The sequence below is a fragment of the Ruegeria sp. BHSA162 genome (genome assembly GCF_059613385.1).
The window spans coordinates 130,975-146,674 of sequence record NZ_JBXWSK010000003.1; the positions used below are offsets into that span (position 1 = coordinate 130,975).

At 62.3% G+C, this 15,700-nt stretch carries 16 protein-coding genes; 11 read left to right on the plus strand and 5 right to left on the minus strand.

From position 1 onward, the window contains the following. Nucleotides 1-61 precede the first annotated feature (61 nt). From AC2FM5_RS02210 to AC2FM5_RS02230, 5 genes are all read left to right on the plus strand, one after another. A complete protein-coding gene (locus AC2FM5_RS02210; protein ID WP_093964262.1) occupies nt 62-748 on the plus strand; it encodes a response regulator transcription factor in 687 nt (228 codons plus the stop codon). A gap of 192 nt (nt 749-940) precedes the next feature. Then, nucleotides 941-1,729 carry an exodeoxyribonuclease III gene (locus tag AC2FM5_RS02215; RefSeq protein ID WP_170364920.1) on the plus strand — a complete coding sequence of 263 codons (789 nt, stop codon included), beginning with the start codon at nt 941-943 and terminating at the stop codon, nt 1,727-1,729. Nucleotides 1,730-1,817: 88 nt separating this feature from the next. After that, entirely contained in the window at nt 1,818-2,735 is a 918-nt protein-coding gene (locus AC2FM5_RS02220; RefSeq protein ID WP_170341311.1) for a thioredoxin family protein, read from the plus strand. Nucleotides 2,736-2,762: 27 nt separating this feature from the next. Then, nucleotides 2,763-3,404 (plus strand): LON peptidase substrate-binding domain-containing protein, encoded by a 642-nt coding sequence (locus tag AC2FM5_RS02225; protein ID WP_093964265.1) that lies wholly within the window; start codon nt 2,763-2,765, stop codon nt 3,402-3,404. Beyond that, nucleotides 3,401-3,586 (plus strand): Trm112 family protein, encoded by a 186-nt coding sequence (locus tag AC2FM5_RS02230; RefSeq protein WP_093964266.1) that lies wholly within the window; start codon nt 3,401-3,403, stop codon nt 3,584-3,586. Before AC2FM5_RS02225 ends, AC2FM5_RS02230 begins: the two co-directional genes overlap by 4 nt. Here AC2FM5_RS02230 and AC2FM5_RS02235 read toward each other — a convergent pair. Continuing rightward, nucleotides 3,583-4,809: an FAD-dependent monooxygenase gene (locus AC2FM5_RS02235; protein ID WP_496733654.1), complete on the minus strand. Its 1,227-nt coding sequence runs from the start codon at nt 4,807-4,809 to the stop codon at nt 3,583-3,585. The two genes, AC2FM5_RS02230 and AC2FM5_RS02235, sit on opposite strands and share 4 nt — an antisense overlap. 93 nt (nt 4,810-4,902) lie before the next feature. On the opposite strand from AC2FM5_RS02235, the gene AC2FM5_RS02240 reads away from it, so the two are divergent. The 4 genes from AC2FM5_RS02240 to AC2FM5_RS02255 all read left to right on the plus strand — a co-directional run bounded on the left by AC2FM5_RS02240 (nt 4,903) and on the right by AC2FM5_RS02255 (nt 11,075). Continuing rightward, nucleotides 4,903-6,231, plus strand: a complete 1,329-nt coding sequence (locus tag AC2FM5_RS02240; protein WP_170444338.1) for an amidase — start codon at nt 4,903-4,905, stop codon at nt 6,229-6,231. 109 nt (nt 6,232-6,340) lie between these two features. Continuing rightward, nucleotides 6,341-7,522, plus strand: a complete 1,182-nt coding sequence (locus tag AC2FM5_RS02245) for an aminotransferase class I/II-fold pyridoxal phosphate-dependent enzyme (protein ID WP_496733655.1) — start codon at nt 6,341-6,343, stop codon at nt 7,520-7,522. A gap of 13 nt (nt 7,523-7,535) precedes the next feature. After that, nucleotides 7,536-10,439: a DNA translocase FtsK gene (locus tag AC2FM5_RS02250; protein ID WP_496733656.1), complete on the plus strand. Its 2,904-nt coding sequence runs from the start codon at nt 7,536-7,538 to the stop codon at nt 10,437-10,439. A 39-nt stretch (nt 10,440-10,478) separates the two neighbouring features. Beyond that, nucleotides 10,479-11,075, plus strand: coding sequence for a LolA family protein (locus AC2FM5_RS02255; RefSeq protein WP_170342281.1), 597 nt, complete (start codon nt 10,479-10,481; stop codon nt 11,073-11,075). Between the two features lie 12 nt (nt 11,076-11,087). On the opposite strand, the gene AC2FM5_RS02260 is transcribed toward AC2FM5_RS02255, so the two are convergent. Beyond that, complete coding sequence (locus AC2FM5_RS02260; RefSeq protein WP_093964271.1) at nt 11,088-11,669, minus strand: transglycosylase SLT domain-containing protein; 582 nt, start codon at nt 11,667-11,669, stop codon at nt 11,088-11,090. 187 nt (nt 11,670-11,856) lie between these two features. Between AC2FM5_RS02260 and hspQ the strand changes: the two genes are divergently transcribed. Then, a complete protein-coding gene (gene hspQ, locus AC2FM5_RS02265) occupies nt 11,857-12,183 on the plus strand; it encodes a heat shock protein HspQ (protein ID WP_170341320.1) in 327 nt (108 codons plus the stop codon). A 24-nt stretch (nt 12,184-12,207) separates the two neighbouring features. Here the strand turns inward: hspQ and AC2FM5_RS02270 are convergent, their stop codons facing one another. The 3 genes from AC2FM5_RS02270 to AC2FM5_RS02280 form a co-directional block, all read right to left on the minus strand. Further along, the gene (locus tag AC2FM5_RS02270) at nt 12,208-13,785 is read right to left on the minus strand and encodes a gamma-glutamyltransferase family protein (RefSeq protein WP_496733657.1); all 1,578 of its coding nucleotides are present in this window, start codon (nt 13,783-13,785) and stop codon (nt 12,208-12,210) included. 188 nt (nt 13,786-13,973) lie between these two features. After that, nucleotides 13,974-14,435, minus strand: a complete 462-nt coding sequence (locus AC2FM5_RS02275) for an ATP-binding protein (protein WP_170342288.1) — start codon at nt 14,433-14,435, stop codon at nt 13,974-13,976. A 20-nt stretch (nt 14,436-14,455) separates the two neighbouring features. Further along, nucleotides 14,456-14,794: an STAS domain-containing protein gene (locus AC2FM5_RS02280; RefSeq protein ID WP_480637332.1), complete on the minus strand. Its 339-nt coding sequence runs from the start codon at nt 14,792-14,794 to the stop codon at nt 14,456-14,458. A 100-nt stretch (nt 14,795-14,894) separates the two neighbouring features. On the opposite strand from AC2FM5_RS02280, the gene AC2FM5_RS02285 reads away from it, so the two are divergent. Then, nucleotides 14,895-15,700 (plus strand): acetyl-CoA C-acyltransferase (locus AC2FM5_RS02285; protein WP_496733659.1); only part of this gene is annotated, 806 nt, incomplete at its 3' end.

Sequence of the window (15,700 nt, forward strand, 5' to 3'; positions counted from 1 at the left end):
AAAACTTGTTGATTGCATCTTCCACGCTCAAGTGTTGCAAAAGGTTTAGGAGGACCGGGACATGGCGCAACTCAAGAAAATCCTGCTGGTCGATGACGATGAAGACCTGCGCGAGGCGCTCAGCGAGCAGTTGGTGATGACCGAGGACTTTGATGTATTCGAAGCCTCCGACGGCCAATCCGCGATGGAGCGGGCGCGCGAAGCCATCTATGACCTTGTGATCCTGGATGTGGGTTTGCCCGACACGGATGGGCGTGAGCTGTGCCGCCTGATGCGCAAGCAGGGGGTCAAAAGCCCGATCCTGATGCTGACCGGCCATGACAGCGATGCCGATACGATTTTGGGGTTGGATGCGGGCGCCAACGACTATGTTTCAAAGCCGTTCAAGTTCCCGGTGCTTCTGGCCCGGATCCGTGCGCAGCTGCGCCAGCACGAACAGTCTGAAGATGCCGTTTTTGTCCTGGGGCCCTATACTTTCAAACCCGCGATGAAGATGTTGATCACCGAGGACGACCGCAAGATTCGGCTGACCGAGAAGGAAACCAACATTCTCAAGTTCCTGTATCGCTCGACCGACGGCGTGGTGGCGCGCGATGTGCTGCTGCACGAGGTCTGGGGCTACAACGCCGGTGTAACCACACATACGCTGGAAACGCACATCTACCGGCTGCGTCAGAAAATCGAGCCCGATCCCTCCAATGCGCGCCTTTTGGTCACAGAATCTGGTGGATATCGACTGGTGTCGTAACCATAGGTGGATTGATGTGGATCAAAGTGATACTCTGCAAGCATCTTTAGGATAATCCCATCCCGTGCATGTCCGGGTCATGACATGTACCTCCCTGTTGGACTGCCGGGCCTTTGGCCCGGCTTTTTTTCGGATGGCACCCCGGCACCTGCCGCGCTAGTTTGCCCGAGTCGCGACAAGGGAACCCCGATCATGCCTTTCACTCTGGCCACCTGGAACATCAATTCCGTTCGCCTGCGCGAGCCGATCGTGCTGAAGCTGCTGCAGGAAGAAGCGCCGGACGTGCTGTGCCTGCAAGAGTGCAAATCGCCGGTCGACAAGATCCCGACCGAGGGATTCGCGGAACTTGGCTACACCCACATGATTGCCCGCGGTCAAAAGGGCTATAACGGCGTGGCCATCCTGTCGCGCCTGCCGATCACGGATCTGGGCGATCAGGACTTTGCCGGGCTGGGCCATGCCCGGCATGTGGCGGGGCAACTGGAAAACGGGGTGATCATCCACAATTTCTACGTCCCGGCAGGCGGCGACGTTCCCGATCGCGAGGTGAACGAGAAATTTGGCCAGAAGCTGGATTACCTGACCGACATGCGCGACTGGTTCCACGCTGAAAAGCCGCAGAAATCCATTCTGGTCGGTGACCTGAACATCGCCCCGCGCGAGGATGACGTGTGGTCGCACAAGCAACTGCTCAAGGTCGTGTCGCACACGCCGATCGAGGTCGCGCAACTGGCCGAGACGCAGGATGCGGGCGGCTGGGTCGATATCACCCGGCAGGACATCCCCGAGGGACAGCTCTACAGCTGGTGGTCCTATCGCGCCCGTGACTGGGATGCGGCTGACAAGGGGCGGCGCCTGGATCACGTCTGGGCGACGCCTGATATCTCGAACGCCGGCCATTCCAGCCGCGTCCTGCGCGACGCGCGCGGCTGGGAGAAGCCCAGCGACCACGCGCCCGTCTTTGCCAGTTTCGATCTTTGATCTGTGCGGGATTCCGCAACTCGGCCCTTGGTTTCCCGGTCGGCTGGTTGCATATAAGGCGCAAGACTGAATCCGGAGAGTGAATGCCATGGAACTTCTGAACGGCGCCGGCAGCCCCGCAGCCACCGATCTGATCAAAGACGGAACCGAGGCCACTTTCATGGCCGATGTCGTCGAGGCATCGCAGGAATTGCCCATTATCGTCGACTTCTGGGCGCCCTGGTGCGGTCCCTGCAAGACCTTGGGTCCGGCCTTGGAAGAGGCCGTGACCGCGGCCAAGGGCGCGGTCAAGATGGTGAAAATCAACGTGGACGAGGCGCAGATGATCGCCTCACAATTGCGTATCCAGTCGATTCCGACCGTCTATGCCTTCTTCAAGGGGCAGCCGGTTGACGGATTCCAAGGCGCTTTGCCAGGATCGGAGATCAAGGCCTTTATCGACCGTGTGATCGAGGCCGCCGGTGGCCAGAGCCCGGGCGGGCAGCTGGACGAGGCCGTGGAGGCCGCCGAAGAGATGCTGAATGATGGCGCGGCAGTGGATGCGGCCCAGACCTTTGCCGCCATTCTTGGCGAAGACCCCAAACATGCCGCGGCCTATGGCGGCCTGGTGCGGGCGCATATCGCGATGGGTGACCTTGATCAGGCCGAGGCGATCCTGAACGGCGCTCCGGCCGAGATTTCAACGACGGCCGAGTTGGAAGCTGCCCATGCGCAGCTGGAACTGGCCAAACAGGCCGCAAATGCCGGGCCGGTGGCCGAGTTGACGGCAGCGGTCGAAGCAGATCCCGACAACCATCAGGCCCGGTTTGACCTGGCGCAAGCGCTCTATGCCAACGGCAAGGCCGCCGAGGCGGTTGACCAGCTTCTGGAGCTGTTCCGCCGCGATCGGGAATGGAATGATGGCGCAGCCAAGGCGCAGTTGTTCACCATCTTCGATGCGCTCAAGGCCAATGACCCGATCGTTTTGAACGGTCGCCGCAAACTCAGCTCGATGATATTTGCCTAACCGCGCATCAGAGCTAGAATCGGAAACATGATGCATCCCGCCGATCTGCCGGACACGGTGTCCGTGTTTCCTCTGCCCGGGGCGCTGTTGCTGCCCCGGTCGCGCCTGCCGCTGCATATTTTCGAGCCTCGCTACCTGCAAATGCTGGATGACGCCTTGAAAACCAAAGAGCGGTTGATCGGCATGGTCCAGCCGAACCCTTGTCAGAACGACGACACCAAGTTGCATCGGATCGGATGCGCCGGACGTGTAACGCAGTTTTCCGAGACCGAAGACGGGCGCTATCTGATCACGTTGTCCGGTGTGTCCCGATTTCGCATCCAATCCGAATTGGATGGTTTCACGCCGTATCGTCGCTGCGCCGTCACCTGGGACGGGTTCGACCGCGATCTGGGCAAAGGGGAAATCGACGATACGTTCGACCGGTCCGGTTTCCTGCGTCTGCTGGGGCGGTACTTTTCCGCTCGCCAGCTCTCGACCGATTGGGAGTCACTGAACGAGGCGGATGACGAATTGCTGGTCAATTCCCTGTCTATGCTTCTGGATTTCGACCCTGAGGACAAGCAGGCCCTGCTTGAGGCGCCCTGTCTGCGCACCCGGCGCGAAACGCTTGTCACACTGATCGAATTCTCGCTGCGCGGGGGTTCAAACGAGGAACAACTGCAATGACTGAAACGGAACCGGGGTTCGACCGCCACATGCTCGAGGCGCTGATCTGCCCCCAGACCCACACCACCCTGGAATATGACGCCGAGCGGCAGGAGCTGGTCTCGAAAGCCGCTGGTCTGGCTTTTCCCATCCGCAACGGGATTCCGGTGATGCTGGTGGACGAGGCGCGCAAGCTCGACTAGATCGGGCGGCCCTGCAGCAACCTGGGCAGGTCGCCTGTCAAACCGGCGGCCTCTCGCACGAAGCCGCGGCGCAGGCCGGGCAGGGAGCCCACGATGCCCATTCCGATGTCGCGCCCCAGCCGCAGGATCGGATTGTCGTTCGAAAACAGCTTGTTGAACACATCCGTCGCCATTGCCAGGGCCGCCGTGTCAAAGCGGCGCCATTCCTGGTAGCGCTCCAGAACCAGCACCGAGCCGATGTCCTCGCCGCGTCGCCCGGCCAGCGTCAGCACCTCGGCCAGAGCGCCGACGTCGCGCAGCCCGGCGTTCAGCCCCTGACCGGCGATCGGGTGCATGCCATGGGCCGCATCACCCACCAGTGCCAGCCGCTCTGCGATGAAGGAATTGGCGATGGTCAGGTTCAGCGGATAGGTGAACCGGTCGCCCTGCAGGCGGATGTTACCCAGAAAATCGCCGAACCTGGGCCGCAGAACTTGAAGGTACTCGGCCTCGTCCAGCGCGTTGATGCGCTGCGCGGTGTCAGAGCGTTCGCTCCAGACGATCGAGCTGCGGTTGCCGGTCAGCGGCAGGATCGCCAGCGGGCCGGGGGGCATGAAGAACTGATGTGCGATGCCGTGGTGGGGCAGGTCGTGTTCGATGGCGCAGACCAGCGCGGTCTGGCCGTAGTCCCATCCAGTCCGCTTGATCCCGGCGCGGGCGGCGGTGCCGCTGCGGCGGCCGTCACACCCCACCAGAAGCCGACCGGACAGCGCCGATCCGTCATGCAGCGACACGGTCACGCCACCAGGCCCGGTTTCCTGCGCAACCACGGTTTTGCCATCGACCCGAGTGATCGCCGGTTCTGCCTCCATCGCCGCAAGAAACGCGCGCCGCAGGTGACGGTCCTCGACCATATAGCCCATCGGGCCTTCCTCGATCTCGGCATGGTCGAAATGCATGAAAAACGGCGACGGGCCTGCGCCCGCATGGCCATCGGTGACCTTGATCTCCAACATCGGCTGGGCGTGGTCCGCGACCCGCTCCCAAATGCCGATCGCGGCCAGCAACCGTTGCGAGGCCAGCGCCAGCGCATAGGCACGCCCGTCGAACGCCGCGTTCTTGCGCACCTTCTCGGCCAGCGCGTCGATCACGGTGACGCTGTGCCCGGTCTGCGCCAGCGCCAGCGCCAGGGCAGGGCCGTTCAGCCCGCCGCCCACGATCAAGATATCGGAAACCTGTGTCATGCGGTGCAATATGCGCGCCCTTTCGGGATTGTCCATGTGCAGTCCTGTCGCTACCGTCGCCGAAACACGAATTTTTCCGACAAGGGGGCAAAGATGCAGGACTGGCTGACCATGACGGCATGTGACCTGGGCCGGGGGATCGGCATGGGGCAGATCGATCCCGAGGAACTGACCGAGGTCTATCTGGCGGCCATCGACGCCCATCCGCACCGCGATCGCATCTATGCCCGCGTCACGCATGACCGCGCCCGCGCCGAAGCCCGCGCGGCCAAGGAACGGGTGGCCCAAGGGCTGCGCCGGTCCCTGCTGGATGGGGTGCCGATCAGCTGGAAGGATCTGTTCGACACCGCCGGGATCGGAACCGAGGCCGGATCGGCCCTGCTGCGCGGCCGGGTTCCCGACCATGACGCAACCGTTCTGCGCAACGCGACGGCCATGGGCGCGGTCTGTCTGGGCAAGACGCATATGAGCGAGCTGGCCTTCTCGGGCCTTGGCCTGAACCCCGTCACCGCGACGCCGCCCTGCGTGAATGACGAAAAGGCGGTTCCGGGCGGGTCGTCCTCGGGTGCGGTGGCGTCGGTGGCCTTTGGTCTGGCGGCCTGCGGAATCGGCTCGGATACGGGCGGATCGGTGCGCATTCCGGCCGCGTGGAACGACTTGGTGGGGCTGAAAACCACGTCGGGGCGGTTGAGCCTCGAGGGCGTGGTGCCCCTGTGCCTGCGGTTCGACACGGTCGGCCCGCTGGCGCGGTCGGTCGAGGATGCGGCGCAGATGCTGGCGCTGCTGGAAGGCGGAACGCCGGCCGATCTGCGGGGCGCCAGCCTGAAGGGGCGGCGGTTTGCCGATCTGCAGACCATCGCGCAGGACGATCTGCGCGACGCGCCACGCCAGGCCTATGCCGAGGCGCTGGACCGCTTGCGTGATGCAGGGGCCGAAATCGTGCCGCTGGAGGTGCCGGAACTGGTCGAGGCGATGGGCCTGTCCGGTGTTCTCTACACCACCGAAGCCTATGGCCTGTGGCGTGACGTGATCGAGGCCAACCCTGAGGCGATGTATCCCGAAATCCTTGAACGGTTCCGCGCGGGCAAGGGGCATTCCGGCCCGGATTACGTGGCCGCGTGGTCGCGGCTGAAAGCCTGCCGGTCGGCCTGGGACGCGGCCACCGCCGGCTTTGACGCGGTTCTGGCCCCCACCGCGCCGATCCTGCCGCCGGATCTGGACCGGCTGATGAACGACCATGACTACTACGTCACCGAGAACCTTCTGGCCCTGCGCAACACCCGGATCGGCAACCTGATGGGGCTGGCGGCGCTGTCGCTGCCCACCACGATACCGTCCTGCGGGCTGATGATGTTGGGCTATCCGGGCTCGGAAGAGGCGCTTTTGCGGCTGGGCGCGGCGGCCGAGGCGGTTCTGACCTGAATGCCACAATCCCCTGATTCGGAACCTCTTTGTCTGGACGCGCGGGGGTTCGGCCTGTAATCTGCTGGAAAACCGGGGCGCCAATGATCCCGGTATCGAGGCAGCAGTCATGAATTTCCCCGAGCGGTTTTCGAACCTACCGGCCTATGCTTTTCCGCGTCTACGCGCCCTGCTCGACCATCACGTGCCGGGCGGTGATGTCGTGCATATGACGATTGGCGAGCCCAAGCATGACTTTCCGCCCTGGGTGACCGATGTCATCGTGGAAAATGCCGCCGGATTTCAGAAATACCCGCCGAACGAGGGGTCCGACGCGCTGCGCGGGGCCATCGCCAACTGGATCGACCGTCGCTATGGCGTGCGGATGGACCCCGAGACCAACATCATGGCACTGAACGGCACGCGCGAGGGGTTGTATAACGCCGCGATGGCGCTCTGCCCCGAGCAGAAGAACGGCCAGCGGCCGATCGTTTTGTGCCCCAACCCGTTCTATCAAGTCTACATGGTGGCCTCGATCTCGGTCGGGGCGCAGCCGTATTTCGTGCCGGCCACCGCGGCCACCGGGCATCTACCGGACTATGCCGGCCTGCCAGAGGATGTGCTGAACCGCACCGCCGTCGCCTATATCTGTTCGCCCGCCAACCCGCAGGGTGCCGTCGCCTCGCGCGACTACTGGGCCGAGCTGATCCGGCTGGCCGAGCGGTACGATTTCCGCATCTTCGCCGACGAGTGCTATTCCGAGATCTACCGCGATACGCCGCCCACCGGCATCCTGACCGTCGCGCAGGAGCTGGGCGCCGATCCCGAGCGGATCACGCTGTTCAACTCGCTGTCGAAACGGTCGAACCTGGCGGGGCTGCGGTCGGGGCTGATCGCGGGCGGGCCGGAAAGCATCAAGCGGGTCAAGCAGTTGCGCGCCTATGCCGGGGCGCCCTTGCCGCTGCCGTTGCAGGCCGCGGCGGCCAGGGTCTGGGCCGACGAGGCGCATGTTCAGGAAAACCGCGCGCTGTATCAGGAAAAATATGCCATCGCCGATCAGGTGTTTGCGGGCGTTCAGGGCTATATGCCGCCCGAGGCGGGATTCTTTCTTTGGCTGCCCGTCGAGGATGGCGAGCAGGCCGCATTGAAACTGTGGCAGGAAACCGGGGTTCGGGTCCTGCCGGGCGCATATCTTTCACAAGGGGATCCGGGGCAGAACCCGGGCAAAGGCTTTATCAGGGTCGCGATGGTGGCCCCAAAAACAGAGATGCAGCGCGGGCTGATCACGCTCCGCGACTGCATCTATTCGTGAGGTACGAGGGCACATGGCATCTTACAACGCGCGCAACCGCGACCCATTGTTGGACAGCACCACCCAGGCCGCGATCGAGCGGCGCAGCAAGGAACTGATCGGGATCGCCTTGATCTTGGCCGGCCTGGCCGCCGCGGCGATGATCTGGTCCTACACGCCGGATGATCCGAACTGGATGGTCTCGACCGACGCGCCGGTGCAGAACTGGCTGGGCCGGTTCGGCGCTTCGATCGCCGCACCGTTGTTCATGATCGTGGGCTGGGGCAGCTTTGGCATCGCGCTGGTGCTGGTCGGCTGGGGCGTGCGCTTTGCCGGCCATTTCGGCGAGGATCGCGCCGTGGCCCGCCTGATTTTCGCGCCGATCTGGATCGCCGTCCTCTCGGTCTATGCCGCAACGCTGGTGCCCGGCGCCGAATGGCGCGCGACGCACAGCTTTGGTCTGGGCGGTCTGTTCGGCGACACGGTGATGGGGGCGCTGCTGACGCTGTTGCCGATCTCGTCGCATTTCATGGTCAAGCTGATGTCGCTGGCCATGGCGGCCGGCATGCTGGCATTGGGCGTCTTTGTGCTGGGTTTCACCAAATCGGACGTCCGGCACGGGTTCCGGGCTTTCCTGCTGGGTCTGGTGATGGCCTATGACATGCTGATGACCGCGCTGGGGCAGGGGGCCTCGGCCACGGCCCGTGCCGCGCAGGCGCGCCGGGAAAAGCGGCAGGAACGCAAGGCAACCCAGGCCGCCGGTGCCGAATTCGAGGATGAACTGGCCTATGCCGATCCGGTCTTTGAAGAGCCCGAGATCGCAGCACCCGAGCCCGTCAAAACGGGCCTGCTTGCGCGCATGCCCGGCCTGATCCGCCGCCCCGAGCCGATGCCCGAACCCGAACTGGTCGACCCGGAACCTGTTACCGGATATTACGAGATGCCGGGCGAGGACCGGATCCGCTCGAAGATCTCCGCGGTGATCCAGAACCGCAAGGTCGCTACCGGTGAAATCGCGCCCGAGCCCGATCCGAACCGCCCGCTGACCAAGGGGCGCGGCCGTGGTCCCGACCCGCTGATCCTGAATGCGCCGCGAGCGGGCAACCTTCCGCCCGAACCTCCGCTGACTGCTGCCGGGCTCCCGCCCGAGCCGCCGTTGACAGGTCACCCGGCGCAGCCTTCTGCGGAAATGGAGACGTTCGCGGAAGACCCGGTCTCGGCCTATGCGCCGGAGGATATCGACGACGATCAGGTGTTCGAGGATGCAGAGGACCCAATCGCCGAGGCACGCCCGGCATTGAAGATCCCGGTTGCCGAACCGCGCAAGCCGGTCGTGGCGCAACCCGTCCGGCGCAACGTCCTGCCGTCGCGACGGGCTCAGGCCGAAGCGCAGCCCAGCCTGTCTTTCGAAGAGCGGCACACGGATTTCGAACTGCCGCCGCTCAGCCTGTTGACGAACCCGTCGGGCATTCAGCGTCATCACCTCAGTGACGAAGCGCTGGAGGAAAACGCGCGGATGCTGGAGAACGTGCTGGATGATTATGGGGTCAAAGGCGAGATCGTCAGTGTCCGCCCCGGCCCTGTCGTCACGATGTACGAGTTGGAACCCGCACCGGGCCTGAAAGCCAGCCGCGTGATCGGGCTGGCCGATGATATCGCCCGGTCTATGTCGGCGCTGTCGGCGCGGGTCTCGACCCTGCCCGGACGTTCGGTCATCGGCATCGAACTGCCCAACGAGAACCGCGAGATGGTGGTCCTGCGCGAAATCCTGGCAAGCCGCGATTTCGGCGACGGCACCCATGCGCTACCGCTGGCGCTGGGCAAGGATATCGGCGGAGACTCGGTCGTGGCCAACCTGGCCAAGATGCCCCACCTGCTGATCGCCGGGACGACCGGTTCGGGCAAGTCGGTGGCGATCAACACGATGATCCTGTCGCTGCTCTACAAGCTGACACCGGACGAATGCCGCCTGATCATGATCGACCCAAAGATGCTGGAACTTTCCGTCTATGACGGCATCCCGCATCTGCTGTCGCCGGTCGTGACCGACCCGAAAAAGGCGGTGGTTGCCCTGAAATGGGTCGTCGGCGAAATGGAGGACCGCTATCGCAAGATGTCCAAGATGGGCGTGCGCAACATCGCCGGCTACAACGGCCGGGTGAAGGACGCGCTGTCCAAGGGCGAGATGTTCAGCCGCACGGTCCAGACCGGGTTCGACGACGAAACCGGAGAACCCGTTTTCGAGACGGAAGAGTTCGAACCCAAGGCCATGCCCTATATCGTCGTCATCGTCGACGAGATGGCTGACCTGATGATGGTGGCCGGCAAGGAGATCGAAGCCTGCATCCAGCGTCTGGCGCAGATGGCGCGGGCTTCGGGCATCCACCTGATCATGGCCACGCAGCGGCCCTCGGTGGACGTCATCACCGGCACGATCAAGGCCAATTTCCCGACCCGGATCTCGTTCCAGGTGACGTCGAAAGTCGACAGCCGGACCATCCTGGGCGAGATGGGGGCCGAACAGCTGCTGGGGCAGGGCGACATGCTGTACATGGCTGGCGGCGCCAAGATCACTCGCTGCCACGGGCCGTTCGTGTCGGATGAAGAGGTCGAGGAGGTCGTGAACCACCTCAAGCAGTATGGCCCGCCCGACTATGTCGGCAGCGTGCTGGACGGCCCGTCCGAGGACAAGGCCGACAATATCGACGCGGTTCTGGGGCTGAACACCGGCGGCAACACCAATGGTGAGGATGCGCTGTACGATCAGGCGGTTGCCATCGTGATCAAGGATCGCAAGTGTTCAACCTCTTACATCCAGCGGAAACTTGCCATCGGCTACAACAAGGCTGCACGGCTGGTCGAGCAGATGGAGGACGAAGGCGTTGTTTCGGCAGCAAATCACGTGGGCAAACGCGAAATCCTCGTCCCGGAACAGTAGGATATTTAATAACAAGGGCAGAGCGCATATCTGTGTGTCATGAAACAGATTGCCTTTGCCCTTGCCCTTGCTTTGACTGCCCCTGCAGCCTGGGCCGCCGACAAGCTTCCCTTGTCGCAGATCTCGAACTATCTGAACGGATTGAAGGCCGTTCAGACGACGTTTACCCAAGTCAACGATGACGGATCGCTGAGTACCGGCAAGCTGTGGCTGCAGCGCCCCGGAAAGATGCGGTTCGAATACGATCCGCCCAACAGTGCGGTCGTGTTGGCCAATGCCGGCACGGTGATGGTGTTCGACCCCAAATCAAACCAGCCGCCCGAGCAGTACCCGTTGAAGCGCACACCGCTGTCGCTGGTTCTGGCGCGCAACGTGAACCTGTCGCAGGCCAACATGGTAGTCGGCCACACATTTGATGGCACAGCCACGGTCGTCACCGCGCAGGACCCGAAAAACCCCGAGTCCGGGCGGATCGAGCTGATGTTCACGGCTAATCCGATCGAGCTGAGGAAATGGGTCATCTACGACAACGCCGGGGGTCAAACCACGGTGCTGCTGGGCCCCCTCAACGAAGATGTCAGAATCGACAGCGGCCTGTTTTCGAACAAGGCGCGGCGCGGGTCAGAAAATCGCTGACCCGCGGCTCTTTCAATAGCGGCAGCTGGACAGCTGCGCCTGGTACATCTGCGCGCGTGCGTCCACGTCATTGGCCACGTTCAATAACCAGGTCTTGCCGTAATGGCTGCCGCGTGCGTAACCCGCGCGACCTTCGTGATACGCCAGATACTGGTTCCGCGTGTCGCTGGTCGAGATGCCGATCTTCTGACTGCTTTTGTTCATGTACCATCCGACGAAATCTGATGCGTCACGAATGCGGTCACGCTTGGCGCGCCGCTTCCCGGTTTCGCGCTGGTATTCTTCCCAGGTTCCGTCCAGGGCCTGGCTGAAGCCATAGGCGCTGCTCTGACGGCCCATCGGAATAACCCCAAGAACATATTTGTGGGGCGTCCGGGCGTCGTGACGATAGCGGCTTTCTTGGTAGATGGTTGCCATCTGGACATGGACCGGAACACCCCATTTGCGTTCGGTGCTCTTGAACGCCTTGATCATGTCCGGCCGCTCGCGTGCGATGGCGCAAGCGTCATTGAGGTTGCTGGGCGGACGCTGTGCGCCGCCCCCACAGGATGCCAAAAACAGCACCCCGAAGAGTACGAGAAGTTTTCTGCTCATGTGCCTCGTGCCTTTTTTCTTTATTCTAGCGCAGATTGCAGGCCGAGGAAATCACAATCGTATAAGAAACCGTGCAGCAGGCCGTCGACTGTCAGGCATAGGTTCACAGACTGTTTCCGCGAATTTCAGATCAATGATTGGCAATTGCCGGCGGAAAGGTTTAGTAAGTGCCTTGGGGGCTGAAACAATGCTGAAGACACATGCAAAGTACCGCCTGGGCCAGGTGGTTCGTCACAAGAAACATCCCTTCCGAGGGGTGATTTTTGACGTGGATCCGGAATTTGCGAACACCGAGGAATGGTACGAGGCAATTCCCGAAGACAGCCGCCCGATCAAGGATCAGCCGTTCTACCATTTGCTGGCCGAGAACGATCAATCCTTCTATGTGGCTTATGTATCAGAGCAAAATCTGATTGCCGACCAGTCTGGCGAACCTGTTGATCATCCTGATATTCCCAACATGTTCGGGCCATTTCAGGACGGCAGCTATCCGCTGCACTTCCAGCTGAACTGATACGGTGCTGACGCCATTGCGGCGTCAGTAACCCAAAGCGCAACCGTCCTTTCGGGGATCGCTGGCGCCCTCCAATACTCCGCTTTGATGGATTCGGATCGCCTGCGCACCGCCCAGTGGCGTTTCCGTTTCGACGACATTGTGCCCCATTTCCGACAATTGTTGCGCGATCCTGCGATCGTAACCGGGTTCGATCTTCAAGATCGAACCGTCGGCAAAAACTCGGGGTGCGTCGACGGCGTGCTGCAGCCCCAAGTCGAAATCCAGAAGGTTGGAAACCAGGCGCGCGTGGCCTGTCGGCTGATAGGCCCCGCCCATCACGCCGAACGGCATGGCTATCTGACCGTTTTGCTTCAGCATCGCGGGAATGATCGTGTGCATCGGGCGCTTGCCGCCGCCCAGCTCGTTCGGATGTCCCGGTTCAAGGTTGAAACCACATCCGCGGTTCTGCAGGAGTATGCCAAATTTTTCCGAGGCGATGCCCGATCCGAAGCTGTGGAAGATCGAATAGATCAGAGAAACAGCCATACGGTCCCGGTCGACGACCGTGACGTAAACTGTGTCCTTGTGCACGGCTTCGGTCAGCGGCGCTGCGGCAGTCATGGCGCGCCGGGGATCAATCAGCTCGGCCAGCTTTGCCGCCGTTTCCGGCGCCAGAAAATGTTCCATGCGCGACGTATGATCCGGGTCGGCGATGAACCGGTTGCGTGCATCGTAGGCCAGCTTGGTCGCCTCGGCTTCGATATGCGCCCGTTCGGCGCCCGACGGGTCCATGCCTGCAATGTCGAAATGCTTGAGGATGTTGAGAAGCAGGATCGCAGTCGCGCCTTGTCCGTTCGGCGGATGTTCCAGCAGTTCAGCGTTGCGGTAGTCACCTCCGACCGGTGAGGCTTCGATGAACTTTGTGTCGTGAAAGTCCGTGGCCGAATGAACACCGCCTCGGGAATTCAACGCGGCCAGCATGTCATCGGCGATTTCGCCCTCGTAAAAGGCGTCACGCCCCCTTCGGGCCACGCGACGCAGGACTTCTGCCTGACCCGGAGCGCGAAACATCTGACCTGTCGTTGGGGCGCGGCCGTCGATCAGATAGTGATCCCGGGCTGCGCCCTGCAGCGTTTCGGCCCCGATCGACCAGTCATGCGCGACGCGAGGTGCAACCGGAACGCCCGTTTCGGCATAGTGAATTGCAGGTTGAAGAAGGGCCTCGATCCCCAATCGACCCTCGGCCTCTGACAGGTGGCAGAATGCGTCAACAGCCCCGGGGATCGTCACCGCTTCGGGGCCGTCAAGTGGCACCGCAGCCAACCCACGGGCCCGCAGATCTTCGGCCGAGGCGCCAGCGGGCGCCCGCCCGGATCCGTTCAGCGCGCGCACCTTCGTTTCGCCAGCGCGATTGTAAAGAACGAAACAGTCGCCACCCAGACCTGTCATCTGCGGTTCGCAGATGCCCAGAAGTACGCCCGCGGCAATGGCGGCGTCCATTGCGTTTCCGCCGCGGCCCAGAATATCCAGCGCCACCTTTGCAGCCAGCGGATGCGAGGTTGCGCACATCCCTTCGGTCGATAAAACCTCGGAACGGCCGGGGGCGTGGAAATCGCGCATGGAATGGGTCTCCTCCTGAACGCGTCGACACTAGGGTGCCGTTGGCTGATGTCCAGTCATTTCAAGGAGAAGGTCCTCGGCGCCGTTCACTGGGTGGGGGCTGTGACACATGGCGCCGAGGGAAGCTATCTGAGCTACCCCTTGTTTCTGCCGGTCGTTTGCGGCGCGACAATGGTCCGATCTGGGCGTTATTGTGGCCGATCCGCTTTTTTTGTGCGCTCAAACCGCAAGAATAGCAGGTTTTGGCCGTTTCTGCGGTCATACCGCACCTCGTCGGCCAATGTGCGGATCAGGAACCAACCGAATCCACCTTCGGGCAGGTTTGAAGTATCGGTTTCCACACTGGCGGGAATACCATCAGGCATCTTCAGGCCGGGCAAGGGGTGCCCGGTGTCAGTGATCTGGACCTCCAGGTAATCTTTGGAGTCCAGCACGGAAACCCGAACCATTCCGGGCGCGCGCTCAGCATAGGCGTGTTCGACAACATTGTTGATCGCCTCGGCCAACACGATCTTGATGTCGGCAGTCTTTTGCCCCGGCAAACCGAGATTCGACAGCCCCGCGTGCAACGAAGCGATGGCGCGGCTGGCCTCGGCTTCGACGGCAGGGAACGCCACTTCGAGTCGGCCGTCTTCGCAGTTGACTGTCACGCCATTTGCCCCCTGACGCTTCACTCCAACTCGGAGGCCAGCGCGTCATCCAAGTTGGGATGCAGTTTGAAAACCGTATCCATCCGCGTCAGCCGAAAAACCTTGGCCACGACAGGCTGCAATCCTGCCAGTTCCAGCCTGCGCCCATTTCCAAGTTGCTTCATGGACGCCACAATCGCGCCCAATCCACTGGAGTCTATGAACTTGACCGCAGACAGGTCCAGGATGATCCGACCGGCGCCATCCGCGGTTTGGGTCCGCATGTCTTCCTTGAACTGTATCGCCATGGCGGCGTCGATGCGGGCGGCGTCGACTGTGATGATCTGCGTTTCGCCTGTCGTTTTGCTGCTCAGTGCCACGTGACTTCCCTCGGATTCCGTCGATCGATCGTAGAAATACGCTAGACGGCATTTCTTACCATTCGGTATCCAAGCACTCGACAAAAGGAGGAGTCGTCACATGAAAGAGGTTGTGATCGCTGGTGCGGCCCGGACGCCGATGGGCGGGTTTCAAGGAATGTTCGACGGCGTGCCTGCGGCGGAACTGGGTGGCGTCGCCATTCGCGCGGCGCTTGAAAACGCCAAGACGCAGACGGTCGACGAGGTTTTGATGGGCTGCGTTCTGCCCGCCGGTCAGGGGCAGGCTCCGGCGCGGCAGGCAGGGTTTGCGGCAGGTCTGGGTGAAGAGGTGCCTGCGACCACGCTGAACAAGATGTGCGGGTCGGGCATGAAGGCGGCGATGATGGCGTTCGATCAGATCGCGCTTGGCCATGCAGACTCGATGGTTGCGGGTGGGATGGAAAGCATGACGAATGCGCCCTACTTGCTGCCCAAGATGCGCGGCGGGGCTCGTATCGGTCACGGCCAGGTGGTGGATCACATGTTCCTGGACGGGTTGGAAGATGCCTATGACAAGGGCCGCCTGATGGGCACTTTTGCCGAAGACTGCGCCGAGGCTTATCAATTCACCCGAGAGGCGCAAGACGAATACGCGTTGAAATCGCTGTCGAATGCGCTCGAAGCGCAGGCCAGCGGGGCCTTCTCGGACGAGATCGCAGCCGTCACGGTCCGAAGCCGCAAAGGTGAAATCATTCAGGATTCGGACGAGCAGCCCAAATCGGCGCGGCCGGAAAAGATACCGACGCTGAAGCCGGCATTCCGCAAGGATGGCACGGTTACGGCGGCCAATTCCTCGTCAATCTCGGATGGCGCAGCGGCGCTGGTTCTTGCTGCGGCTGACACGGCCGAGGCGCGCGGCCTGAATGT